Here is a 24,875-nt window from a genome sequence, read left to right as displayed (position 1 = left end):
GTTATTCCGTGTTCAGGTGAAAAAAGAACTCATGATGAAATCAACCACCAGTACCAGTACCGAACTTATCACGACCGTGTTGGTGGTGGCCGTGGCGACGCCGGCGCCGGTGGGCCGGGCGCTGAAGCCGTACCAGGTGGCCGTGGCGCTGACGATACCGCCAAACACCACGCTCTTGCAGATGCCACCGACCAGGTCGTCACCAAAGCGCACGCCCGTCTGCAGCTTGCTCCAGAAAATGCCGGCATCCAGGCCCATCACACCGATGGCAAACACCATCGCACCCAGGATTGCCATTGCACAGAACATGGCGGTCAACAGCGGCACGGACAAGAGGCCGGCCAGGAAACGCGGCAGCGCCACCCGTTGGACGGGGTCGATGGCCATCAGTTCCATCGCGTCGACCTGGCTGGTGGCCTTCATCAGGCCGATCTCGGCGGCGATGGCCGTGCCGGCCCGGCCGGCGAACAGCAGCGCGGTCAATACCGGGCCCAGTTCGCGGAACAGGGACTTGCCGACCAGCAGGCTGACCTGGTCGGCCGCGCCGAACTGTGCCAGCGCGTTAATCGCCTGCAGCGACAGCACCATGCCGACGAAAAAGCCGCAGATCATGATGATGATCAGCGAGCGGGCGCCCACCAGGTACACCTGGCGCAGGGTCTCGCCCGCCAGCCTGGGTCCTGGGCGGATGGCCGCCAGCATGCGCAGCACGAACAGCGCGGCGCGGCCGGTCTCGGCGACCGGTGACAGCCAGCGCGCGCCCATCAGCCGCCGGCTCCCGCGTACCGGAACGGAATCGGGCCGTCCATCTGGCCATTCATGAACTGGCGGACGGCGGCGTCGGGGCTGTCGGCCAGTTCCGACGGCGGGCCCTCGCCGGCAATCCGGCCATCCACCAGGATGTAGCAGTAGTCAGCGAGCCGCGACATCTGCTCGACATCGTGGGTGACCACGACGCTGGTCAGGCCGCGTTCGTCGTTGGTACGGCGTATCAGTTCATTGATGGTTGAAACGGCAATCGGGTCCAGGCCGGCCATGGGCTCGTCGAAAAGCACGATCGACGGGTCCAGGGCGACGGCCCGCGCCAGTGCCACGCGCCGCGCCATGCCGCCGGACAGTTCATGCGGCATCAGCTGCCCGGTGCCTTCCAGGCCCACGGATGCCAGCCGCTCGCTGACGATCGCCTCGATGCGCTCATCGTCGTAATCGCGGTGCTCGCGCAACGGCGTGGCGACATTCTCAAACACCGTCAGGTCGGTAAACAGCGCACCGTTCTGGAGCAAAAACCCCAGGTTCTCCCGCATGCGAAACAGCGCCCGGCGGCCCATGGAGGAGACGTCCTCGCCGTTGACCAGCACGCGGCCTGAATCCGGCCTGAGTTGGCCTGAAACCAGCCGCAGCACCGTGGTCTTGCCCACGCCACTGGGGCCCATCACCGCGGCGATCGCACCCCTTGGGATGGTCAGGCTCACGTGGTCCAGGATCGCGCGGTCGCCGCGTCGGAAGACGACGTTCTCCAGGCGAATGGCGTGTTCGTGGTTGGAAGACATGTGGCCGGGCTCGGTGTGGTTACCGGTGAGATGTCTATTGTATTACGGATGGGGGCGCGAAACAGTGGCCCAAAATAAAGCCGGGGAAGCTTGCGCTTCCCCGGCCGTGAAGGTACTGGAACTCCGCTTAAGGTGAACTGCAGTTGCACCTGGGCCTTTCCAATTTCGCCTGGCTCCGCATCCGTTCTGCACTTCGGCTGCCTGGCGCGGGACTTCCTCCCGCCGTTCTTTATCGACGCATTTCGCGTCTATCTCCAGGGACCGCGAATCCCTTTCGAGCCACCCACATGGTACGACCGCATCAATGGCAGAACCCGGTCGGGGTAGCGCGCCCTGTACCACCGGGGCGCTGGCCGTCTCTTTCACCCTCCCAAGTGTTCGGCGGGTCGGCCGTTCGCTGGGTCGCCTTCCGTTCTGTCCCGGTCCGGAGACCGGTCCCGTCCTTCCGGCGTTTCCGACCTTGCGGCCGGTGGGTTTCAATCAACGGGGAGTTCAAATTACTCCTGTGGCAGAATTGTGTCAAAGCGCAAATTGTCCACATTGTCCACAAATGATGAACCAAAACCTGATGTAGCGTGTGCAAGTTTTTGAATCATGCTCGGATGGTTGTGGAACGGGGGAAAATCAGCTTGCGACAAAACGAATTTGGCCACAAGAAAGCCGCAATCCCGCCACCAAAAACGGCTTTGGCGGCATAATAGTCACCATGCCCCGTACCGAATCCAACGATGAGCCCAACCCGGGCCAGGCCGCACCGCTGGACGCGGTGGTCCTGTCAGGCACACACCAAAACCCCAAGCGCCTGATCGACGGGCGAAACAAGGCCTTCCTGGATATCGAGGGCCGGCCCCTGGTGCGGCACGTCGTCGACGCGCTGGGCGCGTCTACGCTCATCAAGCGGACCTATGTCGTCGGGCCGCAGGCGGAACTGGAGCAGGCGCTATCGGGGTGCGGGCAGACCGTTTGCGTGCCCCAGGAAGGCAAGATGCTGGACAACGCCTGGGCGGCCATTCGTGCCGTCGAAGCCAGCTACGCGGACGCCGGTACCGACGCCGCTGACCGTCGACCCATCCTGCTGGTGTCCTGTGACCTGCCGCTGGTCAGCGCGGCCGGCATTGACGACTTTGTCGCCCGCGCCGCGGCGCTTGAGCCCGCGCAGGGCGACCCGAATGCCATGGTCGTCGGCGTCTGTGACGAAAACGGGCTGACGCCGTTCCATGGCAGCACGGAGCATCCCGGCATCCAGCGGCCAATGGTCCAGCTGGCCGAAGGCCGCATGCGCCTGGCCAACATCTACGTGGTCCGCCCACGCCTGCTGGCGCACTCTGAATTCCTGCAGACCAGCTTCTCCTACCGAAAGGCGCAGGACTGGCGCAACGTCATGAAGCTGGTGATCTCGCTGTTCCGGCAACAGGGTGGCTGGACCGCGGCCTGGATGATCGGCCGGCTGCAACTCGCCGCCATGCTGGCGGCGGGCGATGGCGGCGTCTACCGCCGGGTCAGGGCCGGCAATACCATGGACCGGGTCGAAGCGGCGGTGAGCGCCGTCCTGGGTGGCCCCGTCAAGGTGGCCGTGACCCCGTTCGGCGGCCTGAGCCTGGATGTCGACGACGAAGACGACTACCGGGTGCTGTCCCGTCGCTACGCCGAGTGGATGGACATCACACGAGCCACAGCGACAGGCCCGGCCAGAACGCGATAATCACCACCGCCAGTAACAGGAAGGCGAAGAACGGCAGCGTCGACAGGTAAATGTCGACGATGGGCCGGTCGAACCGATAACCGGCGATAAACAGGTTCAAACCCACTGGTGGCGTGATGTAGCCCAGTTGCATGGCGGCCAGGAAGACGATGCCCAGGTGGATGGGGTCGACGCCAAACTGCACCGCCACCGGCAGCACCAGTGGCACAACCAGAACGATCGCCGAGAAGATATCCAGGATCGCGCCCAGCACCAGCAAAAACAGCAACAGCATCAGCATGAAGGCGAACGGGCTGGACACGAATCCGCTGACCCACTCAAGCAGCATCTGCGGAACGCCGGCGTCGATCATGAAGTTGGTCGACGCCCGCGAGACCCCCAGGATGATCATGATGCCGCCCACCAGGATCATCGATTCGCGGATGATCGACGGCAGCTGCCGGAATTTCACTTCCCGCAGGATCAGCAGGTCGACGATCAGGACATAGAGCGCGGTCACCGCCGCAGCCTCGGAGATGGCGAAGAAGCCGCTGTAGATACCGCCCAGCACGACCACCGGCAGGGGGATTTCCCAGGCGGCTTCACGTGCCGCCGCCGCCACCTCGCGCCAGGAAAAATCACCCAGCGGGACACGGATGGCGCGGTTTTTCCACATGCTGTAGCCGGACAGCATGGCCAGCATCAGTACACCGGGGATCACGCCGGCCAGGAACAGGTCCTCGATGGAGACCTCGGCAATGACGCCGTACAGGATCAGGGGCAGCGACGGCGCGAACAGCAGCCCCAGGCTGCCGGCCGTGGTCACCAGGCCCAGGTTGAATCGCTCGGGGTAGCCGGCCTGGCCCAGTGCCGGAACCAGCAGCGCGCCGAGTGCGACGATGGTCACGCCGGACGCGCCGGTGAAGGCGGTGAACAGCGCGCAGGCCACCAGTGCGACCACGGCCAGGCCGGCGGGCATCCAGCCCAGCATCGCGTTGGTCAGCCGCACCAGGCGCCGGGGCGCCTGCGATTCACTCAGCAGGTAGCCGGCGAAGGTAAACAGCGGGATAGCCAGTAACACCGGGGTCTCGGCGATGCCGAAAAACTCGATGGCGACCACCTGCAGGTCGATATCGGCGCCGTGGAAATTCCACAGCGCGTTGGCGCCGATGATGGCGAACAGTGGCGCGCCAAGCAGCACCAGCACCAGGATAAGCAGCCAGAACACCGTCAGCGCCCCAGGGCCCGGGCAATGGCGTGCAGCGCGTGCCGCCAGGCCATCAGGCCGAAGCCAATGGGCAGCGGCGCCTGCAGCCACCAGGCGGGAACGCCGCCCAGCAGCACATCCTCGAATTCGCGCGACATCATGACGAAGGCGTAGCTGTACCAGGCCAGCAGCGCGCAGACGATGGCCGTGAAGGCTTCCGTGACGGCCTTGGCGGCATCGAGCGCGCGGCCATCGAGCACCCGGTCGAGCAGGGCGATGGCGATATGGCGGTCGGCGCGGCTGGCGGCCAGCGCGCCGGCCAGGGTCAGCCACAACACCATCAGGCGTAACAATTCATCACCCAGGACCAGGGTCGAACCGAACAGGTTGCGGGCGAAAATCTGCCAGCAGGCAAGGCCGATCATCGCCAGCAGCAGGGCGCATAGCAGCGCGTTCTCGACCCAGGTGCCGGCCTTCTCAAGCCGGCCCGCGGTGCGCTCTATTGGCTGCATTCGCCCGCGTCCACCGTGCCCCGGATCGCACCCAGGGCGCACTCCATGCTGTCGAGCAGTTCCAGGTCAAACGCGCCGCGGTTGCCGGCTTCGCGGTTCGAGGCTTCCAGCAATTCCCGCCAGCGCGCCTTCTCCGCGTCGGTCAGGTCAACGCGCTGGATACCACCGGCGAACAGGGCGTCCAGGGCTTCGGCGTTGTCCTTCTCGCCGGCTTCATCGAAGCCGCGGTAGACGTCTCCCATGACTTCGTGAACGACGGCCTGGTCCTGCTCCGAGATCTTGCCGAAGTGGCGCTTGTCGATGATCACGCCGGCGTACACGTAGGCGATGGGGAAGTCGGTGATGTACTCGACCGTGCTGTGCCACTGCATGACGATCATGCCCACCGGTGGGCCCATGACCGTGTCGATGAGTTCGGTCTGCAGGCCGGTCAGGACATCGGTCAGCGGCAGCGTGACCGGCGCGATGCCCAGCGTGTCAGCGGCGGCGCGGGCCACCTGGTCGCCTTCCGGAATCCAGATTTTCAGGCCTTCCATGTCGTCGCGGTTGGCGATGCGGGTGTTCGAGGCCATGTAGGCAAAGCCGCCGCCGGCAAAGCCGAAGGTCACGTAGCCGGCGTCTTCCAGGCGCTGGTACAGGATCGGGTCGAACTGCTCACGCAACTGGCGGGCCTCGTCATAGCCGCGGAACAGCAGCGGCAGGCCGTAGATTTCCATGTCGGGGTGGAAGTCGCGCATCGCGCCGGAGGTGAACGCGCCGCCGTGCAACTGGCCAACGCGCATCTTACGGCGGACCTGGGCGTCATTGCCCTGCACGCCGCCGCCATAGAACTTGAATTTAACCCGCCCCTCGGTTCGCGCCTCGATGTCCTCGGCGCCGGCGCGCATGGCAGTCATCCAGCTGGAGCCTTCGGGCACGACCGTGGCGATTTTGAAGGTCATGTCGGCAGCGGCCATGGCCGGGGCCAGGCTGGCGCAGGCTACCAGGACCGTAAGGGCTTTCAGGATCGTTCGGTTCATGTCGGGTTCACCGGGTTCAGGTTCAGGTCAGTGTTCGGGTGCTCAGAAATAGTCATCGGCAGACGCGAGCAGTTCCGCGGCTTCGCGCTGGGCCAGCACGTTCAGCAGTGTCAGGCCTTCAGCGCGCGGGTCGGCGCTGATGACTTCGTTCAGTAACTGGTCGTGAAGTTCCCGCTCGTACAGCGTGCGCGCGTAATAGCGGGCGAAGTCGACGCGCGCGCCCAGGTCGCGACCGCCGGAGAGTTCGATGGCGCGCTCGAAATAGGCGCGGCCTTCGTCGAAACGGCCGCCCAGCGCGGGTGGGCGGATGGTGGCCAGCACGCCCAGGTAACGCTCGACCTCGGCTTCGCGATAATCGTGATCAAGCTCGCGGACGCGGTCCAGGGCGGCCTGCGCTTTCGGCAGCTCGGCGAGCGCGCCCATGTCACCGGCGCGGGCCTGGATCCATGCCAGCTTGGACAGGCTGTAGCTGTACAGGGTAGGGACGTCGTCCGCGCCCAGTGATTGCAGTACCGGGGCGTAGTCGCGGAAGCCGGTATCGGCGATGCCGCAGGCGGCGGCATCGGTGGCGCACAGCGCGCGGCGGCCATAGTCGAGTGAGCGGCCTGTCAGCCGTTCGGCGCGCGCCGGGTCGTCGACGAAAAGTACGCCATAGGCCGCGTACAGGTCGGCGGCGGCGCCCAGCATGGCCGGGTCATCGGGCGAACCTTCGACAAAGCTGTCCAGCATGATCAGGAACGCCGGGGCGCCGTCACGGACGGTCTCCGGGTCGTCCTGGTTCAGGATCGCCGCCGACAGGTTGGCGGCCATGCCACTGGTCGCCGATGACACCAGCGAACCGCAGCCCGCCAGCGCCAGCGCGCACAAGATGATTGTTCCGAGTTTTATCACGGCTGGATATCCAGTTCTCGAGGAATCGGGTGACCCCCTCACCCGCGCGAATTATAGCCTGTACAATGCCGTCTTTCTGAATTCCGGGCAGGCTGATGAAATCCCTTAATCCGATTGATCTTTACGATATCCGATCCGAGCTGGATGAAGAAGAAGCGATGGTGCAGGACACGGTCGCGCGTTTCGTTGATGAGCAGGTCCTGCCCATCATCGCCGATGCCTTCGAGAACAGCCGTTTCCCGGCCGAATTGGTCGCGCCTGTGGCCGAGTTGGGCCTGCTGGGCAGTTCCATCGATGGTTACGGCTGCGCCGGCCTGAACAGCGTGGCCTACGGGTTGATCTGCCAGGAACTCGAGCGCGGCGACAGCGGCCTGCGCAGTTTTGTTTCCGTGCAAAGCAGCCTGGTGATGTTCCCGATTCATGCCTATGGCTCGGAGGAGCAGAAGCAGCGCTGGTTGCCGGCACTGGCCAGCGGCGACGCCATTGGCTGTTTTGGCCTGACCGAGCCGCATGGCGGTTCCGACCCGTCCAACATGAAGACCCGGGCCCGCCGTGATGGTAGCGACTGGATCATCGATGGCGCCAAGATGTGGATCACCAACGGCAGCATTGCCGATGTCGCCGTGGTCTGGGCCCAGACTGACGAAGGTGTACGCGGATTCATCATCGAGAAGGGCACGCCGGGCTTCGAGGCGCCGGAGATCCACCACAAGTTCTCGCTGCGCGCGTCGGTCACCTCATCACTGTATTTCGATGGCGTGCGCGTGCCGGAGTCGAACCGCCTGCCGGGCGCAACCGGCCTGAAGGCACCGCTCAGCTGCCTGACCCAGGCGCGCTACGGCATCACCTGGGGCGCGATTGGTGCGGCCCAGGCCTGCCTTGCCGAGTTGCTGGAGTACACCGCCAGTCGCGAGTTGTTTGGCCGCCCGCTGAACCACACCCAGGCCATCCAGCTGCGCCTGGCCGACATGGCCCGCCGGATTACCGGCGCTCAGTTGATGAGCCTGCGCCTGGGGCGCCTGAAAGATGCCGGCAAGCTGCACCCGACGCAGGTCTCGGTGGCCAAGTGGAACAATGTACGCATGGCGCTGGATATCGCCCGCGACTGCCGTGACATGCTGGGCGGCGCCGGTATCAGCACCGAGTTTTCGCCCATACGGCATATGCTGAACCTGGAGAGCGTGATCACCTACGAGGGCACGGAGTCCGTGCACCAGCTGGTGGTCGGCAAGGAGCTGACCGGGGTCAACGCATTCTGAGGGTTTAGGCGCGTCAGCCGTTGGAAAACCGGCGGCTGATGTTGAGCCAGTCCTTCATGAACCCGGTCGCGGCGCCGGGGCGGCTGCCAAAGCCAAGTTTGGCGAACAGTGGTGAAGTTGCAGACTTTTTGCGTGGTTCTTCGGGGATATGCTTGAAGTCGTGAATCACGGGGATCCAGTTATCACCCTGCCGCCGGACGATCACGTCGGCCATGAACTGGTCGACACCCTTGATGCCTTTTTCCTCGCAGACCCGGGCGATGGTCTCGCCGGTGCGGATGACTGCGCCGGGCAGTCCCTTCTCGGTGCGGGCCACTTCTTCCAGGCTCACGCCGTCGATGTACTCCTGCAGGAAACACAGTGAGTGTTTACCGTCCTGGCCGATCACCCGGATGGGTTTGGCCGTGTAGTTCACCAGCTCGGGCTGGTGCCGGAAAGCCCGGTTCTGCAGCATTTCGAAGACACCGATGTTCTTGTCGAGCTTCTTGCGCCAGGCCGCGGCGGCCTTGTCGCTGTAAGCCTTGACGACCACGTCTTCACCCTGGTGGCGGGCGCGCCAGACCGTGGTCAGCTTTGAGCCGCCCAGTTTTTCCAGGAGTTCGATATCTGCGGGAAGGTTCAGGCCGGCCTCGGCGGCCGAGATGCCCGTTCCCTGAGCGTCTTGGGTGTTCGCGTCCATGGCCACAGCATAAAGCGTTTTTACAGGTACATCCATAGTGCGCAAAGGATGCGGACCCCGGATTCCTGCCGGTAGTTGGGGGGAGTAATTACCGGGGGAGGAAGCCGGGGTCCGTTAAGCGGATGACCCGCTGGTCACCGGGTATATAAAAAAGAAAGCCACCCCCACGGGTGGCTTTCCGATTGCGTATTGTTGTTGTCGTGCCTGGCGTAGACAGGGGCCATCAATGGTCCCTGTTCATGGTTCGCGCCCCGATTGAGGTATCTGCGGTTCACTGCCGTCCAATCCCTGTCGTTCGGTTGTCCTGACAAGGCCAGGGGGGAGGTCCTTGTTCGCGGTCCGGTAGACAAAAACTAACTTGCCGGCCAGCAGGATCCACATTCGCACCTGACACCTGTTTTCGGGGCTTCGACCGCCGGTCAAAGCGCACAGGTGAAATTTAGATGAAATAAAGGGGTCGAAAATGCCCGTCCGCATGAAATTTCATGGAAGTTTTATGGAAGAAAGGTGGATGACGTGGAATCCGAGCTGATGTAGCATGGTTTTTCGCTGGGGGGCGCTCAGGTTTTTTTCAAAGGGAGGTGCTGGCGTGTCGTCGGAGTGCTACCGGATCGGTGGTGTGATTTTGAACGCCGGCACGCAGGAGGTCAGGCGGGCCGGTGTCACCGTGCCATTGCCTCCCCTGTCATTCCAATTGCTGCTGATGTTGGCGCGAAATGCGCCCAACGTGGTGACAACACGCGAGCTCGAGGCCGAGGTCTGGAGTGGCGTCGTTGTCGATCGCGGCACCATCAACAAGCGTGTCGTGCTGGTTCGCAATGCATTGCGGGATGCGGGCTGTATCCAGGACTACATCGCGGTCGTTCGTGGTACCGGGTATCGGCTGGCCGTGCAGGTGGAAGCGGTGGACTGCTCAGCCATGGACACCACCGAGGCCATCGAGGAAATACCGGTGGCGGAGCCCGAAGTGGCGTTGCCCGCCCAGCCAAGTTCCGTCGACCGGCCGTTCTGGACCTGGGTGGCCGTGGCCGCAGTGGTGTTTGTGCTGGTGGTCATGGGTTATTGGTCCGTCATGCACTCCCACGATGATGTTGCGCCTGAGTCTGGCAGCCCCGTTGCGATCGAACTATCCGCGCCCTATTCAGTCGCCATCCTGCCTTTCGAGGTCCACGGCAGCGAGCCGGGTGGTGCGGAGCTTGCAGCCAGCGCGGCGATGGAGATCGAACAGCGCCTGTCAGCCGTTGAAGGTCTTGAAGTCCTGTTGCCGGAAGAAGGGGAATACGCGGCGGTAAGCAGTGCGCCCGCCATTGACCTGGGGGCGCGCCTGGGGGTCGATTCCATCATTCGCGGCGTCGTTCATCCCTACGACGACAGGCTGGTACTGGTGTTGAACCAGGAAGATGCTCGCACGGGGCAGGTGTTATGGGCACGCAGTTTTGACCGCCCGGTCGAGGCCTTACCGGCCCTGATGGAAGATGTCGTTCGCAACGTGGTCCAGCAGGGGGGCGCGTCCGAGAGCCATCATGGTGATGTGACCTCGGTGACGCAGAACATTCCGGCGTTTTCGCATTACCTTGCAGGGCGTGCGCTGATGAATGACCGCATGAACACCGGGCTCGACGGCATAAGCGAGGCACAGGCCAGGTTTGACGAGGCCATCAGGCTCGACCCCACTTACCTGCAGGCGCACGTCGCGCTTGCGGCGAGCCATTTCCTGCTGGCGGCCTACGATGACCCTGCCAACAAAAACGAGCACCTGGCCAGGGCCGAGAGCAGTGCCCGCTACGCGCTGGAAATGGAACCGGCTTCGTCCGATGCACTGGGCGTGCTGGCGGCCGTCATGGCCAGCCAGGGGGAAGCCAGCCAGGCCGCCAGCCTTTACGAACGCGCCTACGAGCTGGGCGGCCGCGATACCAACGTGCTGCACTGGCACGCCATGCTGTTCAACAGCATGGGCTACTTCGAACCCCTGGTGCCGATGCTGGAAACGGCCTGGCAGGATGATCCGCTAAGCCCGTTGCTGGCCTGCTCACTCGCGGGCACGCTGACACTGGCCGGTCACCCCGAGGATGCCATCCAGATTCTCATTGGCATGCCGCGGTTTGACCGTCGCGACCTGATCCTGGGCCTGGCCAGCCTGTACCTGGGTGATTTCGACAACGCCCGGCAAATGTTCTCCGGGCTGCAGGTCCGTAATGGTGAACTGTCGGCCGAGTATGCCAACCTGCTGGTCGACGCGTTCGAATATCCCTTGCGCCGTGAAACGGTGGAATCGGGTATGGTCGAGGAAGCCCATGAAGGCCGGCTGGACCCCTACCTGGCCTTTGAAATCCTCATGCTGATGGGCTCACCGCGAGCCTTCGACCTGGAAATCGATTACGGGAACAGCGACTTCGGATACCGGATGCCGGAGGAAATCTGGAGCAACTGGGGGGTCGAGTTGCGGCGCGATCCGCGCTTCAAGGGCTGGGTGCGTCAACTGGGCTACGACCGCTACTGGAGAAAGTTCGGTTGGCCGGACCGCTGCAAACCCACCGGGCGCGACGATTTCGAGTGCGTCTGAGGCCTACTCTTCCGGCGCCAGTTCCAGCTGCAGCCCGTCGTGCTGCTCGCCCAGCCGGAGCTGGCAGCTGAGCCGCGAATTCGGGGCCTCGAATTCCAGCATGTCGACCAGGTCTTCCTCGTCGACATCGCGGGGCGGAAGCTGGGCCAGCCAGGCCTCGTCGATAAAGACATGGCAGGTGGCGCAGGAGCACATGCCGCCGCAGACCGCGGCCACGCCCCAGGGCTGGTCGCGCAGGGCTTCCATCAGGGTGTCGCCCGCCTGGGCGGTGATAGTGTGCGACTGGCCGTCGCGGTCTTTCACATTCAGGTTGATCAAAACGCAGTCCTGTTACCGGGCTGGCGGTTATGCGCCACTCACCCGTTTCTTGCCGAATTCACGCGCATGCTGGATGGCCGCGTACGCGGCCGGCACCATGAGCGTGCCGAAAATCGCGGATGCGATCATGCCATAAAACACCACGGTGCCCAGGGAAACTCGCGAGGCGGCGCCGGCGCCGCTGGCCAGGATCAGGGGCAGCACGCCGAGGATAAACGAGAAGCCCGTCATCAGCACGGCGCGGAAACGGATCGATGCGGCCTGGCCGGCAGCCTCGGCGATGGGCACGTGCTCCTGGTCCCGTAACTGCTTCGCAAACTCGACGATCAGGATGGCCGTCTTCGCCGACATGCCGACCAGTAACACCAGGCCGATCTGGCCGTAAAGGTTCAGCGGCAGGCCGATGGCATGCAGGCCGGCGAACGCGCCGAGTATTGCCAGCGGCACGGAAAGGATCACGGCCGCCGGGATCAGCCAGCTCTCGTACTGGCCCACCAGGAACAGGTAAACGAACACCAGCGCCAGGCTGAAAATGATGGGTGCCAGGTTGCCGGCTTCCAGTGACTGGAAGGTCATGCCGGACCAGTCGTAGGTGTAGCCGGAAGGTAGCGCGCTTGCCGATATACGCTCGAGGGCGCCAATGACGTCGGACTCGCTGTAACCCGGGGCGGGCATGGCATTAATGGTGACCGAGTTGAACAGGTTGTAGCGGTTCAGCGTCTCGGGGCCGATGGTGTAGTCGGTGCTCACCAGCGTCGACAGCGGCACCATTTCGCCGTCATTGTTACGGACAAAGATCCGGGAAATGTCGTTTTCCTCGTCACGGAACTCCGCGTCCGCCTGGATCATGACGCGGAATGTTCGTCCATACAGGTTGAAGTCGTTGACGTAGAGCGAGCCCAGCATCGCCTGCAGGGTGCCGTACAGGTTCGCCAGGGCGATGCCCTGGTCCTTGGCCTTGACCCGGTCGGCCTCGACCTCGATCAGCGGGATGCCGGCCCGGAAGGTCGAGAACGCCATGCCGATTTCAGGCGCCTGGTTGGCCTGTGTGACGATGGTCCCCGCCACACCGGCCAGGTCGCTGGCGGGTCGTCCAAGCTGGTCGAGCAGGCGGTAGTCGACGCCGGAGACCGCGCCGACACCGGGCAGGGCGGGCGGCGAGAACACGGTCACCATGGCGTCCGGGATGGCCAGCAGGCGGCCGCGCATGCGGTTGGCGACGGCGGCCTGTGACTGGTCGGCACGCGGCCGCTGTTCCCAGTCCCTGAGCACCACGATGGCCATGGCGCCGTTGCTGGCGGCCACACCCTTGAGCAGTGAGTAGCCTTTCACAGCGATCACGTGCTGCACTTCCGGGTCGCCTTCGAGAATCTCGCTGACCCGTTCAACCACGCCGCCGGTTCGCTCCAGCGACGCGGCGTCGGGCAACTGGATGTCGACCATGAACGCGCCCTTGTCTTCATCAGGCACAAAACCCGATGGCAGCGTGGTCAGCATCCAGACAATGCCACCGACCAGCACCAGGTAGACGGCGATGGTGAGCCCCAGCCGGCGTACACTGATGTCAACGATGGAGCGGTAGCGGTGCGTCGTGCGGTCGATCAACCGTGCCACGGCACCGAGGAAACCCTTGGGCTCCTCGCGATGTTTCAGGATCAGGGCCGACAGCGCCGGGCTCAGTGTCAGGGCGTTGATGGAGGAAATGAAGACGGCGACCAGGATGGTGATCGCAAACTGCCGGTACAGCGACCCGGAAATGCCCGGCATCAATGTAACCGGCACGAACACGGCGAACAGCACCAGGGTGGTGGCCACGATGGGGCCGGTCACCTCCTTCATCGAGATCATCGCGGCGTCGAAGGCGGACTTGCCCTCGGCGATATGCCGCTCAACGTTCTCGATGACGATGATGGCATCGTCCACCACCACGCCGATGGCCAGGATCAGGCCAAACAGGGATACCGTGTTGATGCTCATGCCCATGGCCAGCAGCACCGCGAAGGTGCCGATCAGCGACACCGGGATCGTGACCGCGGGAACCAGCGTCGCGCGCCAGTTACCCAGGAAAAGGAACACCACCAGGATCACCAGCGCGACGGCCTGCAGCAGCGTGACCACGACCTCCTTGATGGAGATCGAAACGTAGCGTGTGGTGTCGTAAAGAACGGCGTAGTCGAGGTCTTCGGGGAAGGTCTGTGACAATTCATCCAGCTTGCTGCGGATGTCGTCCGCCACCGCCAGTGCATTGGCCTCGGGCAGTTTGTAGACGGCGATAACGGCGGCGGACTGCCCGTCCAGTTCACCCACCGCGGCATAGCTCTGCGCGCCCAGTTCAATGCGGGCGATGTCTTTCAGGTAGACGATGCGGGCCTCGCCACCGGCGCGGACGACAATCTGTTCGAACTCCTCCACGCTGGCCAGGCGGCCACGGGTGGTGATGGTGTACTGGAACTGCTGCCCCTTGGGCGCCGGGGGCGCACCCACCTGGCCGGCCGCTACCACCAGGTTCTGCTCGCGGATTGCCGCGACCACGTCCTCGGTCGCCAGTCCCAGCGAGGCCATGCGGTCCGGGTTCAGCCAGACGCGCATGGCGAAATCCAGCGAGCCCAGGTTGTTGGCCGCAGAAATGCCATTGATCCGGGCCAGGACATCGGACACGTTGATCTTCGAATAGTTGGAAATGAACTCGGGTGTCAGCGTGCCTTCGGGGGAGAAGACGTTGATCACCATCAGCATGTCGGTCGATTGCTTCTGCACGCGCACGCCGCCCTGCGAGACCTCTTCGGGCAGGAGTCGCAACGCCTGGTCGACCCGGTTCTGGACGTTGACCTGCGCCAGGTCCGGGTCGGTGCCGTACTCGAACGTGACCGACAGCGAGTAGTTTCCGCTGTTTGACGCCGTGGATTGCATGTAGATCATGTTCTCCACGCCGTTGACTTCCTGCTCGATGGGGCCGGCGACGGCGTCAATCACGGTCTGCGCGTTGGCGCCCGGGTAACTGGCCGATACGGTCACCTGGGGCGGCGTGATGTTCGGAAACTCACCAACCGGCAACAGCGGAATGGCAATCAGCCCGCACATGACGGTGACGACGGCGATGACCATCGCCAGCTTGGGTCGCTTGATGAACGTCGTGGAAATCATGGCCGGGTCACCAGGGGCGGTTGTCAGGGTTGTGCTTCGATGTCGGTCGCCGTGACCTGCATGCCCACGCGTACCTTCTGGATGCCGTAGACAATGACGCGGTCACCTTCTTCCAGTCCCGATTCAACCACCAGTCGGGTGCCGTCGCGTTGCCCCAGGGAGACGTTCTTCCGCACAACGGTATCGCTGTCATCGACGACGAAGACGTACTGCCCCTGCATGTCGGTGAGCACGGCGGGCTGCGGCACCAGCAATCCGGGTGTGGGATCGCCGCGCTGCAGTTCAACGCGGACGAACTGGCCCGGTAGCAGGATGCCGCGTGGATTGGGGAAACCCGCGGTCACGGTCACCGTGCCGGTGCCCGGGTTGACCCGGTTGTCGGCGTAGTTGATGGTGCCTTCCTCCGGGAAAATCTCGCCGTTGGGCAGTTTCAGTTCCGGGGTATACCTGACCGGCGGCTCACCACGTGCCTGGCGCTCCTGGTTGACCTTGAAGGCATCCGCCAGGGCCTGTTCGGTGACATCGAAATCAACCAGCATCGGGTCGAGTTGCACCAGTGTGACCAGCGCGTCAGACGTTGGGTTGACCAGGTCGCCAATGCTCAGTTCGGAGCGCCCGGCGGTGCCGGAGAAGGGTGCCTGGATCTCGGTGAACCCCAGGTCGATTTCCGCCTTTTGCACCACGGCCCTGGCCTCCTCGAGCGCCGCACGGGTCGAGTCGCGCTCACCCTCGAGCTGGTCCATTTCAGCCTTGCTGATGAAACCGCTGTCGACCAGTTGCAGGCCTCGCTCCAGGTTGCGTTCGGCCACCTGGGCGGCGGACTCTGCGCGGGCCAGCGTCGCTTGCGCGGAATTCAGGGCCGCCTGGTAAGGGCGCGGGTCGATGCGAAACAGCAGGTCCCCCTCGTTGACCGCCTGGCCTTCCTCGAAATTGCGCTCAATGATGGTGCCGCTGATGCGCGCGCGGATCTGAGCGTCTTCCTGCGCCCGTGTGCGCGCGACATATTCGAATACCGTCGCGACCTGTTCCGGCGCGATGGTCACGGTCTGCACGGCCGGTGGTGGCGCCTGGGGTGGCGCGGCTTCTTCGCCGCAGGCCATGAGCAGGGCCGTGAGTGGGGCGAGAATGACGAGTGTGATGACGCGGCGCATGAGATCCCCCGGTAAGCGACAGGCTTAGCGCCGCCAGTTTGACGGTTGGTAATAGGTGGGTCAAACCTGCCGGTGACTGTGATAGCGTTTCACGATACGTTCAGCATCACAGTTATGGAGTGACCCATGTCCGAACCCGTCAATATCCCCACCTGGCCCGTCGTTGGCTGGAACCTGGCCCAGGCCGAGAGTGCAGCGCTGTTGCTGCTCAATGTCCGGTTTCTGTCTTCACGTGAGCAGAGTGTCGACGTGCCCAGCGACAGCGGCTATTACGTCATGACCCGCCAGCAGGCGCAGGACCTTTCGAAAATGCTGGCCGACTACGCCGCGAAGTTGCCCGAGGATGGGTGACGGGTGACGGGTGACGGGTTACGCGTGACGCGTGACAAAAAAAGGGCGCCCGAGGGCGCCCTGAATCACCAGACACACACAGATAAAACTTATTTCAGGTAGCCGTGCTTCTCGAGGGTAATGAGAATGCGGTGCGCGGCCAGGTCCGGGCTCAGCTCGGAGGTGTCGATGACGATCTCCGCGTTCTCCGGCACTTCGTACGGGTCGTCGATGCCGGTGAAGCCCTTGATGATGCCGGCGCGCGCCTTGGCGTACAGGCCCTTGCGGTCACGCTCCTCGCAGACCTCGATCGGGGTCGCCACGTGCACTTCCAGGAAGCCGCCCAGCGGCTCGATGGCTTCGCGAACCTGGCGACGCATCTTGGCGTACGGCGCGATCGGCGCGCAGATGGCGATGCCGCGGTTCTTGGTGATCTCGCTGGCGACATAACCGATGCGCTGGATGTTCAGGTTGCGGTGCTCTTCCGAGAATGTCAGCTCAGAGGACAGGTTCTTGCGCACCACGTCACCGTCGAGCAGCGTCACCGGGCGTGAGCCGTCTTCCAGCAGCTTGACCATCAGCGCGTTGGCGATGGTGGACTTGCCGGAACCGGAAAGACCCGTGAAGAAAATGGTGAAGCCCTGCTTGTGCTTCGGCGGATGCGCGCGGCGCAGTTCTTCGACCACTTTCGGGTAGGAGAACCATTCCGGGATATCCAGGCCCTCGGCCAGGCGACGACGGAACTCGGTGCCGGACAGGTTCAGAACCTTGTCGGTCGGGCCGGTTTCGTCGGCCGGCATGTACTCGGCCTTGTTTTCCACGTAGACCATCAGCTTGAACGGCACCATGGTGATGTCCATTTCCTCTTCAAATTCCTTGAAGAGATCCTGGGCGTCGTAGGGGCCGTAGAACGGGTTGCCGTCACGGTCGTTGCCCGGGCCGGCGTGGTCGCGGCCGACGATGAAGTGCGTGCAGCCGTAGTTCTTGCGGATCAGCGCGTGCCAGATGGCCTCGCGCGGGCCGGCCATGCGCATGGCCAGGTTCAGCAGGCTCAGCGTGGTGGTCTGTTCCGGGTACTGCTCCAGTACGTGCTCGTAGCAGCGCACGCGGGTGAAGTGGTCGATGTCACCGGGCTTGGTCATGCCCACCACCGGCTGGATCAGCAGGTTGGCTTCGCATTCGCGCGCGGCACGGAAGGTCAGTTCCTGGTGGGCGCGGTGCAGCGGGTTGCGGGTCTGGAAGGCCACAACCTTGCGCCAGCCCAGCTTGCGGAACTTGCCGCGCAGCTCGGCCGGGGTGTCACGCAGCAGCTTGAAGTCGTAGAACGTGGGGACTTCCACGCCACGCAGCTTGCCGCCGATGTAGTGGCTGCCGGCCTTGTGGAACAGGTAGTTGACTGCCGGGTGGGTGTCGTCGGTGGTGCCGAAGACCTTTTCGGCCTCTTCTTCCTTGTTCGGGGCCCAGATGTCTTCGATTTCCAGCGTGGCGATCAGCACGCCCTCGGCGTCACGCAGGGCGATGGTGTCGCCTTCGGCAACACTGCCGGCGAAGTCTTCATTGACGTCCAGCGTGATGGGCATCGGCCACAGTACGCCGTTGACCAGGCGCATGCCGTCGCGGACGGACTCGTAGTCGGCCTTGTTCAGGAAGCCTTCCAGCGGTGAGAACGCGCCGTTCAGCAGCAGGTCCAGGTCACACAGCTGGCGCGGGGTCAGGTCCCAGGACGGGTAGTCCTTGGCCTTGATTTTCTCTTCGTCCGCCAGGTGTTCCGGCAGGTAGAGTTCCTTGAGTTCGCCGCCGTGCGGCTCCTTGAAAGCACCCATCTTGATCACTCCAATGTCTTGTGTCAGTCGTTAACGTTGTTCGTCGCGCACTCAGCCGGCGCGGTCGTGGTCGTGGTCGACCAGGCCGTTCAGCAGCAGGTCGGTGCACTTGCGGATGACCTCGAATACATCGAGCTCCGCGTCGCGGACGATCAGGTCGCCCCAGGCATTACAGATGCCGATCACCGATTGCGCGGCGAAATGGCAGTCCAGGTTTGGCCGGATCGCGCCGTCGCGCACCGCGTCCTCGAAAATGCCTTCCAGCAGTTCGCGGTAACGGCTGCCCATCTTCTTCAGTTTGCGCCGCTTCAGTTCCGGCAGGTAAAGGCGCTCGTCGTTATGCACCTTCAGCGCCTCGTTCTTTTCCCGGTAGCTCGACAGGTGCGAGGTCACGGTGGCCAGCAGGCGCGCCTCGAAAGGCTGGCGGCTGGCGGCGATCTCCTCCATCCGCTGGACGTAGTCGCTGATGCCGTACAGGCAGACTTCGGCCAGCGCCTCTTCCTTCGACTTGAAGTAGTAGTAGAGGCTGCCCTGCTTGATGCCCATCGCCTCGGCGATGTCGCCGGTGCTGGCCCCGTGGTAACCCTTGTGCGCGAACACCGTCGCAGCCGCACGAATGGCAGCCAGACGTTGTTGCTGGTACTTGGGTGACTCCGGGTTTTGCACTTCTCGGCTCAATCTCGGGCGAAGTGCGAGTATTCTATAGGTGTATAGAAAAAATACAAGGGACGTGCTGAAACCCGCTTAGACCAATGCGGTATAAGCTTTTAATCAATAGAAAGTTGACAGCCTAGCGCCAGGTCCATTGGCCGAACTCCATCTCGATCCAGACACCGAAGCCCAACGAGGCTTCGCGCTTCTCGTCGGCGAATTCCTTTGGCCAGGTCAGGCTGGGGCCCAGCGAGAGATACATCCAGTCGCGGGTGAAGGGCTGGCGCCAGACCAGGTTGAAGCCGTACTCCTTCAGTGGCACTTCCCAGTCGGTTTCGCCACGGGCGAAGGCCAGCAGCGACCATGCGCCGCGGTCACCGGCCACGTGGTACCAGGTCTGGCCGGCCCACCACTCGGTGCCGTAGAGGACTTCATTGATGGTGGCCACGCCTTCCCAGCGCAGCACATCGGCCGGGCCGATTTCCCAGGCCAGGTCGCCACGGCTGGTGGTGCCCCAGCCATCGTCGCTGCGCCAGAAGAAGGTCTGGCGGAAACGCAGGTCGGTATCCGGGGAAAACCGGTGGTAGTGATACCACTGCAGTTTCACGTAGGGCACCGGCGGACTGCGCAGTCGCATGCCCACGGACCAGTCCCAGCCGCTGTCGCCGTCCTGGCGGCGGCCGCCCAGGCCCAGCAGCCAGCTGGCATCGTTGTCGATGGCGCGGTTGACCAGGCCGGGATTATAGAAGGTGTCCGTCTGGGTCTCGGTATCGGAAATGAACTCGTCGTCTTCACCGCGCCCGAGCAGCACGTCGAACCGCCGGCTGACGTTTGGCAACGGCGCGCGCACCCGGAACTTCAGTTTCTCGTCGAAGCCGTAGTACTCCTCGTATTCCGCGCCAACGCGCAGCAGGCCGTTGACCTCGTTCTCCGGGTAGTCGATCTCGCTGCCGAACCAGCTGTCGACGTAACGGAAGGTATGACAGGTGGCGCCGCGGACGAAATCGCGCACGTCTTCCTGCCAGTGCGGGATGTCGGTGCGCCAGTCGCAGGGGTCCTCGGCCACGCTGATGGGTGGCTCGTCGAACACCGCTGGCTGTTCTTCCGTGGCCTGGGGATGTAGCGGCGTCAGCGGCCACAGCACGTCGTCCAGGCTGTCAGTGTCCGCGGCCAGCCCTGGCGGGATGCCCGTCTGCAGCAATACAGCCAGTCCTAGTATCCGGGCCGTCTTCGGTCGCATGGCCAGGTCGTGCCCCCCAATCGGCGCCGCGCGCCAGACGCCCCATTCTTGCCTGCTAGCCGGAAAATTCCAATTCCGCGTGTAACTTTTGCCCGCCGAACGTCGTCAAACACTTGAAAGCCGGGTCGCAGGCGCCATTCAGTGCCTTCGGTTTGAAAACAGCTCGGTTTATCGCGGCTCATGGGGTCCCTGACTTTTGACCCATGTGCGGGGGGTGGCTGTTGTGGTGTTATATCCGGGCAGTACACCTGGGTGGTGACCAGACACCGCCCGAAAGCGAGAACGGCGTGGTCCATGCAGGCGGCGCCAGCACAGGCATGCGGATACCTGTGCCATACGGCGACGACGGAGAACGTCGTTGATCAGAGAGATTGAACCGGGCAAAACCCGGACATCCAGAGGGTTCAAAACGTGAAAAAGTTCATCAAGGTATCCGCGCCGATACTGGTTCTGCTCGCGGGCTTCGTGATCGTCAAGGTGCTGGCCGATATGCGGCCGGAGCCGGAGAAAAACGAGGAAGCGCAGCGGCTGGTCTCACTTTATGTCGATGAAGTCCGCTCCGAGAATGTCCGGGTTGACGTATCGACCCAGGGCGAAGTCCGTCCCAAGACCGAGATCGACCTGATCCCGCAGGTCTCCGGGCGAATCGTCGCCATGTCTGAGCAGTTCAACGAGGGCGCCGAGTTCCTGCCGGGCGCCATGTTGCTGAAAATCGACGACACCGATTACCGGCTGGCGCTGGTCCGTGCCGAGGCCCGCGTCGCCGAGGCGAAGACCGAGCTGCAGCGCCAGCAGGCCACCCGCGCCATCAAGGAAGCGGAGTGGAAGGAAGATCGCCAGCGCGGTGGTGTTCCGACATCATTCGCGCTTAACCAGACCCAGGTGGAACAGGCCGAGGCCATGCTGGCGGCCGCCGAGGCCGACCTGAGCAAGGCGCGGCTGGACCTGGAGCGCACCGAGATTGCCGTGCCTTTCCGGGGGCGGGTACGCACGCGCAATGTCGGCATCGGCCAGTATGTCGCCGCCGGCCAGGCCCTGGGACGGGTGTTTTCCATTGACACCGTCGAGATACGCCTGCCGCTGACCGACAACCAACTGGTGGAGTTGAACCTGCCTCTGGGTTACATGGCCGGTGACATGGCCACGGCGCCACGCGTCGACTTCAGTGCCACGCTCGGCAACCGCGAATACCACTGGCCGGGCCATATTGTCCGCGTCAACGCGGCGGTCGATAACGACACCCGCCTGATCTACGCCATCGCCGAGGTGGTCGACCCATACGGCGCGGCCGCGATCGACGGCATGCCAATGGCGGTGGGCCTGTTCGTCAATGCCGGCATCGATGCCGTCAGCGAGCGCCAGGCCTATGTCATGCCGCGCCTGGCGCTGCGCAACCAGGACAAGGTCTACGTGATCAACGAAGACAATCGCCTGGAAATCCGTACCGTGGAAGTGCTGTCCACGTCCGAGGACCGCGTGCTGGTGACCGCGGGCGTCGACAGCGGCGACCGCGTCGTGACATCGACCTTGCCCAACGCGGTCGATGGCATGGAAGTGGAGCCGCTGACCCGCGACGCCGCCGCCCAGGAGGGCTGATCCATGAATGGACTGATTGAATGGTGGGCGCGCAACCCGGTTGCCGCCAACCTGCTGATGGTGGGCATCATCATCTCCGGCCTGTTCGGTTTCGCGCAGCTGGAGCGCGAAATGGAACCGCAGGTTCGTTTCCCGGGGCTGGAGATCGAGGTCACCTGGCCCGGCGCCTCGCCACAGGATGTCGAGGAGCAGATCGTCGCCCGCATCGAGGAAGCGGTCTCCGACCTGGACAACATCGAGTGGGTGCGTTCGCACTCGGGTGAGAGCTACGGCGGGGTCTACATCCTGGCTGAGCAGCAGGTGGACTTCACCCAGTTCATGAATGACGTGAAGATTCGCGTCGACTCGATCTCGTCGTTTCCCTCGGATATCGAGCCGCCGCAGGTTCGCCAGTGGGTGAATCGCGACGAGTTCATCCGCGTGGCGGTGCATGGCGACCTGTCCGAGCGCGAGCTGAAGCGGCTGGCCGAGACACTGCGCCGCGAGGCGGCCACGCTGCCGGCCGTGTCGGTGGTGGAACTGTTCGGTACACGGCGCGAAGAGGTCTCCGTGCAGGTCAGCGAGGATGCCCTGCAGCGTTACAACATGAGCTTCAACGAGGTGGCCCAGGCCATCCGTAACCACTCCATTAACCAGTCGTCCGGGTCAGTGCGGACCGATGTCGGCACCTACCAGTTGACGGTGCGCAGCCAGGCCGACACCGAAGCGGAGTTCTCCGATATCGTCATCCGCCAGACCAACGACGGCGGCGCTATTCGTGTGGGCGATGTCGCCACCGTGGTCGACGGTTTCGAGGACAACCCCATCCTGGCCACCCTGAACGGTGAACCAGCGGTGCTGATCCAGGTGATGACCACCGAGGTCATGGATATCGTCAAGGCCTCGGAGTCCGTTAGCGAGTGGATCGAGAAACGCCAGGAGACCCTGCCGGCCGGCGTCAGCCTGACGCTGTGGACCGATCAGTCCGAGGCCTTCAAGAGCCGCCTGGCCACGATCGGCAACTCCGCCGGCGTGGGCCTGGTGCTGGTACTGATCTTCCTGGTCCTGACCCTGCGCCCGAAAGTGGCGCTGTGGGTGGCGGTGGGTATCGCCACGGCCTATGCCGGCGCGTTCGTGTTCCTGCCGCACGTGGGTGTTTCGCTGAACATGCTGTCGACCTTCGCCTTCCTGTTGGTGCTGGGTATCGTTGTTGACGACGCCATCGTCGTTGGCGAGGGCATCCACAGCGAGTCGCACCGCCTGGGTGGTGGCGTGCAGTCGGCCGTGGCCGGCGCGCAGTTGGTGGCCAAGCCGGTCATTTTCGGCGTGTTGACCACCATCATGGCGTTCATGCCGTGGCTGTTCCTGTCCGGTGGCACCAGCGAGTTCACCCGCAACATCACCTGGGTGGTGATCCTGGCGCTGGCGTTCTCGCTGGTCGAATCCCTGTGGATCCTGCCGGCCCACCTGCGCGACCTGAAGCCGCGCGACGCTTCACGGCTGAGCTGGTTCGGCCGCTTCCAGAAGGGTATCGCGGACAGCATCGTCCATTTCGCCCACAACCATTACCGTGGCATCGGCCAGTTCGCGGTGCGTCGGCGTTACCTGACCCTGAGCTTTTTCATTACCGCGCTGATTATCGGCTTCGGCATGTTTTCCACCGGCTGGGTGAAGAAGTCGTTCATGCCGGAGATCGAATCCGACGAGATCATTGTCAACGTGGTGCTGCCCGAAGGCGCGCCTTACAGCCGCGCACTGGAAATCCTGAAGCAGTTGCAGGATGCCGAGAAGGCGCTGGTGGACGAGGTCAACCAGCGCACCGGCGGCGAAGGTGAGCTGATCGAGAACTGGTACACCCGTTCGCGGCGCGATTCCGTGCTGGCCATCGTCAAGCTGGCGCCGCCGGAAGTGCGCGACATGTCCGCCAAGGATGCGTCCATCCGTCTGCGCGAGCTGATGGGCGAGGTGCCGGACGCCAAGGAAGTCTCGGTGGACTACACCCAGAACAACGGCGACCCGGGCTTCGAACTGTCGGTGCGCCATCCGGACCTGGACCTGCTGCGTTCCGCGGTGAACGAGCTGGAAGACCAGCTGCGCACCTACGACGCGCTGTACGACGTGCGTAACAACCTGGAAAGCGCTTCTGAAGAGATCCGCATCACGCTGAAGCCGGGCGCGCACAAGCTGGGCCTGACCCTGAGTGATGTCACCCGCCAGGTGCGCCAGGCGTACTACGGCGAAGAGGTGCAGCGCCTGCCGCGTAACGGCCAGGACGTGCGGGTGATGGTGCACTACCCGATCGAGTCACGGCAGTCGATTGAGAGCCTGAAGCACTTCCGCGTGCGCACGGCCGACGGTCGCGAGGTGCCGCTGCTGTCGGTGGCGGACCTGGAGTATGCACCGGGCATCAAGCGCATCCAGCGCTGGAACGGCGCCCGCGCGGCACGTGTGTCCGCGGACATGAAAGACAATGTGCGCGGCGACATCATGGAGGACCTGAACGAGAACTTCTTCCCCGAGTGGGAGAAGCGCTACCCGGGCCTGGAGCGCGGTGCGATTGGCCAGGCCGAGGGCGAGGCACGCTTCTTGCGCGAGGTGATGTTCCTGTACATCATCGCCTTCTTCGTCATGTACGCGATGCTGGCCGTGGCCTTCCACAGCTACTGGCAGCCGATCCTGATCCTGGTGGCCATGCCGTTCGCCTACGTGGGCGCGGTCTACGGCCATGCCGTGCTGGGCATGACCATGGCGATCTTCAGCTACTTCGGCATCGCCGCGGCGGCGGGCGTGGTGATCAATGACAACCTGGTGCTGATCGACTACACCAACCGCCTGCGCGAGAAGGGCATGGCGCCGTTGGAGGCCGTGGTCGAGGCCGGCGTGGTGCGTTTCCGGCCCATCCTGCTGACCACGTTGACGACCATCGTTGGCCTGTTGCCGATGATGTTCGAGCAGTCCATCCAGGCCAAGTTCCTGGTGCCCATCGTGGTGTCGCTGTGCTTTGGCGTGTTCTGCGCCTTCTTCGTGACGCTGCTGATGGTGCCGGCGATGTACGCGATCGGTGTCGATATCCGCTCGCTGAAAGCCCGCATTTTTAACGCGTTGCGGTCCCGGTTCGGGCGTGGAACGGACCAGGACGAGGGTTCGTCCGAGGGTAACCGGCCCGCGCACGGCACCTCGCACTAGGCCCCCCGTACACACGGGCTGGAAAGGCCGGGTTCGCCTCGCGCGACCCGGCCTTTCCTATATAGTGGGCGGATGATCCCGGCCCTTGATGGAGCT

General features: G+C 63.8%; 19 protein-coding genes. 6 read left to right on the top strand and 13 right to left on the bottom strand.

Features of this window, described 5'->3' with window-relative positions; genetic code table 11:
- Nucleotides 1-12 precede the first annotated feature (12 nt).
- Both F3N42_RS11230 and F3N42_RS11225 read right to left on the bottom strand, forming a co-directional pair.
- The gene (locus F3N42_RS11230) at nt 13-765 is read right to left on the bottom strand and encodes an MlaE family lipid ABC transporter permease subunit (RefSeq protein ID WP_150864558.1); all 753 of its coding nucleotides are present in this window, start codon (nt 763-765) and stop codon (nt 13-15) included.
- Nucleotides 765-1,550: an ABC transporter ATP-binding protein gene (locus tag F3N42_RS11225; protein WP_150864557.1), complete on the bottom strand. Its 786-nt coding sequence runs from the start codon at nt 1,548-1,550 to the stop codon at nt 765-767. Before F3N42_RS11225 ends, F3N42_RS11230 begins: the two co-directional genes overlap by 1 nt.
- A gap of 706 nt (nt 1,551-2,256) precedes the next feature.
- On the opposite strand from F3N42_RS11225, the gene mobA reads away from it, so the two are divergent.
- Entirely contained in the window at nt 2,257-3,252 is a 996-nt protein-coding gene (gene mobA, locus F3N42_RS11220; protein ID WP_150864556.1) for a molybdenum cofactor guanylyltransferase, read from the top strand.
- Here mobA and F3N42_RS11215 read toward each other — a convergent pair.
- The 4 genes from F3N42_RS11215 to F3N42_RS11200 are packed head-to-tail and all read right to left on the bottom strand — an operon-like array spanning nt 3,212 to nt 6,860.
- Nucleotides 3,212-4,459, bottom strand: coding sequence for a TRAP transporter large permease (locus F3N42_RS11215; RefSeq protein WP_224784870.1), 1,248 nt, complete (start codon nt 4,457-4,459; stop codon nt 3,212-3,214). The genes mobA and F3N42_RS11215 overlap by 41 nt on opposite strands.
- Before the next feature lie 2 nt (nt 4,460-4,461).
- On the bottom strand, nt 4,462-4,950 hold the full coding sequence (locus tag F3N42_RS11210; RefSeq protein ID WP_150864555.1) for a TRAP transporter small permease: 489 nt from the start codon (nt 4,948-4,950) through the stop codon (nt 4,462-4,464).
- Complete coding sequence (locus F3N42_RS11205; protein ID WP_150864554.1) at nt 4,938-5,969, bottom strand: TRAP transporter substrate-binding protein; 1,032 nt, start codon at nt 5,967-5,969, stop codon at nt 4,938-4,940. Before F3N42_RS11205 ends, F3N42_RS11210 begins: the two co-directional genes overlap by 13 nt.
- Nucleotides 5,970-6,011: 42 nt before the next feature.
- Nucleotides 6,012-6,860, bottom strand: a complete 849-nt coding sequence (locus F3N42_RS11200; protein ID WP_224784869.1) for a TRAP transporter TatT component family protein — start codon at nt 6,858-6,860, stop codon at nt 6,012-6,014.
- Nucleotides 6,861-6,955: 95 nt separating this feature from the next.
- Between F3N42_RS11200 and F3N42_RS11195 the strand changes: the two genes are divergently transcribed.
- Entirely contained in the window at nt 6,956-8,119 is a 1,164-nt protein-coding gene (locus F3N42_RS11195; RefSeq protein WP_150864553.1) for an acyl-CoA dehydrogenase family protein, read from the top strand.
- Nucleotides 8,120-8,132: 13 nt separating this feature from the next.
- Here the strand turns inward: F3N42_RS11195 and F3N42_RS11190 are convergent, their stop codons facing one another.
- Nucleotides 8,133-8,798, bottom strand: a complete 666-nt coding sequence (locus F3N42_RS11190) for a serine/threonine-protein kinase (protein ID WP_150864552.1) — start codon at nt 8,796-8,798, stop codon at nt 8,133-8,135.
- Nucleotides 8,799-9,387: 589 nt separating this feature from the next.
- Between F3N42_RS11190 and F3N42_RS11185 the strand changes: the two genes are divergently transcribed.
- Nucleotides 9,388-11,361 (top strand): winged helix-turn-helix domain-containing tetratricopeptide repeat protein, encoded by a 1,974-nt coding sequence (locus F3N42_RS11185; RefSeq protein ID WP_191621365.1) that lies wholly within the window; start codon nt 9,388-9,390, stop codon nt 11,359-11,361.
- A gap of 3 nt (nt 11,362-11,364) precedes the next feature.
- Here F3N42_RS11185 and F3N42_RS11180 read toward each other — a convergent pair whose 3' ends face one another.
- The 3 genes from F3N42_RS11180 to F3N42_RS11170 are packed head-to-tail and all read right to left on the bottom strand — an operon-like array spanning nt 11,365 to nt 15,974.
- Nucleotides 11,365-11,679 carry a 2Fe-2S iron-sulfur cluster-binding protein gene (locus F3N42_RS11180; RefSeq protein ID WP_224784868.1) on the bottom strand — a complete coding sequence of 105 codons (315 nt, stop codon included), beginning with the start codon at nt 11,677-11,679 and terminating at the stop codon, nt 11,365-11,367.
- Between the two features lie 27 nt (nt 11,680-11,706).
- Nucleotides 11,707-14,823 carry an efflux RND transporter permease subunit gene (locus F3N42_RS11175; protein ID WP_150864550.1) on the bottom strand — a complete coding sequence of 1,039 codons (3,117 nt, stop codon included), beginning with the start codon at nt 14,821-14,823 and terminating at the stop codon, nt 11,707-11,709.
- A 23-nt stretch (nt 14,824-14,846) separates the two neighbouring features.
- On the bottom strand, nt 14,847-15,974 hold the full coding sequence (locus F3N42_RS11170) for an efflux RND transporter periplasmic adaptor subunit (protein ID WP_150864549.1): 1,128 nt from the start codon (nt 15,972-15,974) through the stop codon (nt 14,847-14,849).
- A 126-nt stretch (nt 15,975-16,100) separates the two neighbouring features.
- Here F3N42_RS11170 and F3N42_RS11165 point away from each other — a divergent pair, with 126 nt between their 5' ends.
- Nucleotides 16,101-16,325 carry a hypothetical protein gene (locus F3N42_RS11165; protein ID WP_150864548.1) on the top strand — a complete coding sequence of 75 codons (225 nt, stop codon included), beginning with the start codon at nt 16,101-16,103 and terminating at the stop codon, nt 16,323-16,325.
- A gap of 89 nt (nt 16,326-16,414) precedes the next feature.
- On the opposite strand, the gene F3N42_RS11160 is transcribed toward F3N42_RS11165, so the two are convergent.
- The 3 genes from F3N42_RS11160 to F3N42_RS11150 all read right to left on the bottom strand — a co-directional run bounded on the left by F3N42_RS11160 (nt 16,415) and on the right by F3N42_RS11150 (nt 20,018).
- Entirely contained in the window at nt 16,415-18,127 is a 1,713-nt protein-coding gene (locus F3N42_RS11160) for a bifunctional sulfate adenylyltransferase/adenylylsulfate kinase (protein WP_150864547.1), read from the bottom strand.
- Between the two features lie 51 nt (nt 18,128-18,178).
- Complete coding sequence (locus tag F3N42_RS11155; protein WP_191621364.1) at nt 18,179-18,793, bottom strand: TetR/AcrR family transcriptional regulator; 615 nt, start codon at nt 18,791-18,793, stop codon at nt 18,179-18,181.
- 124 nt (nt 18,794-18,917) lie between these two features.
- Nucleotides 18,918-20,018, bottom strand: coding sequence for a hypothetical protein (locus tag F3N42_RS11150; protein ID WP_150864545.1), 1,101 nt, complete (start codon nt 20,016-20,018; stop codon nt 18,918-18,920).
- A 411-nt stretch (nt 20,019-20,429) separates the two neighbouring features.
- Here F3N42_RS11150 and F3N42_RS11145 point away from each other — a divergent pair, with 411 nt between their 5' ends.
- Together F3N42_RS11145 and F3N42_RS11140 are read left to right on the top strand one after the other, a co-directional pair.
- The gene (locus tag F3N42_RS11145; RefSeq protein WP_224784867.1) at nt 20,430-21,614 is read left to right on the top strand and encodes an efflux RND transporter periplasmic adaptor subunit; all 1,185 of its coding nucleotides are present in this window, start codon (nt 20,430-20,432) and stop codon (nt 21,612-21,614) included.
- Nucleotides 21,615-21,617: 3 nt separating this feature from the next.
- Nucleotides 21,618-24,779: an efflux RND transporter permease subunit gene (locus F3N42_RS11140; RefSeq protein ID WP_150864544.1), complete on the top strand. Its 3,162-nt coding sequence runs from the start codon at nt 21,618-21,620 to the stop codon at nt 24,777-24,779.
- Nucleotides 24,780-24,875: the final 96 nt, after the last annotated feature.

This window comes from Marinihelvus fidelis (assembly GCF_008725655.1).
Lineage (GTDB): Bacteria > Pseudomonadota > Gammaproteobacteria > Xanthomonadales > SZUA-36 > Marinihelvus > Marinihelvus fidelis.
This window is presented reverse-complemented; position numbering and strand designations above follow the sequence as displayed.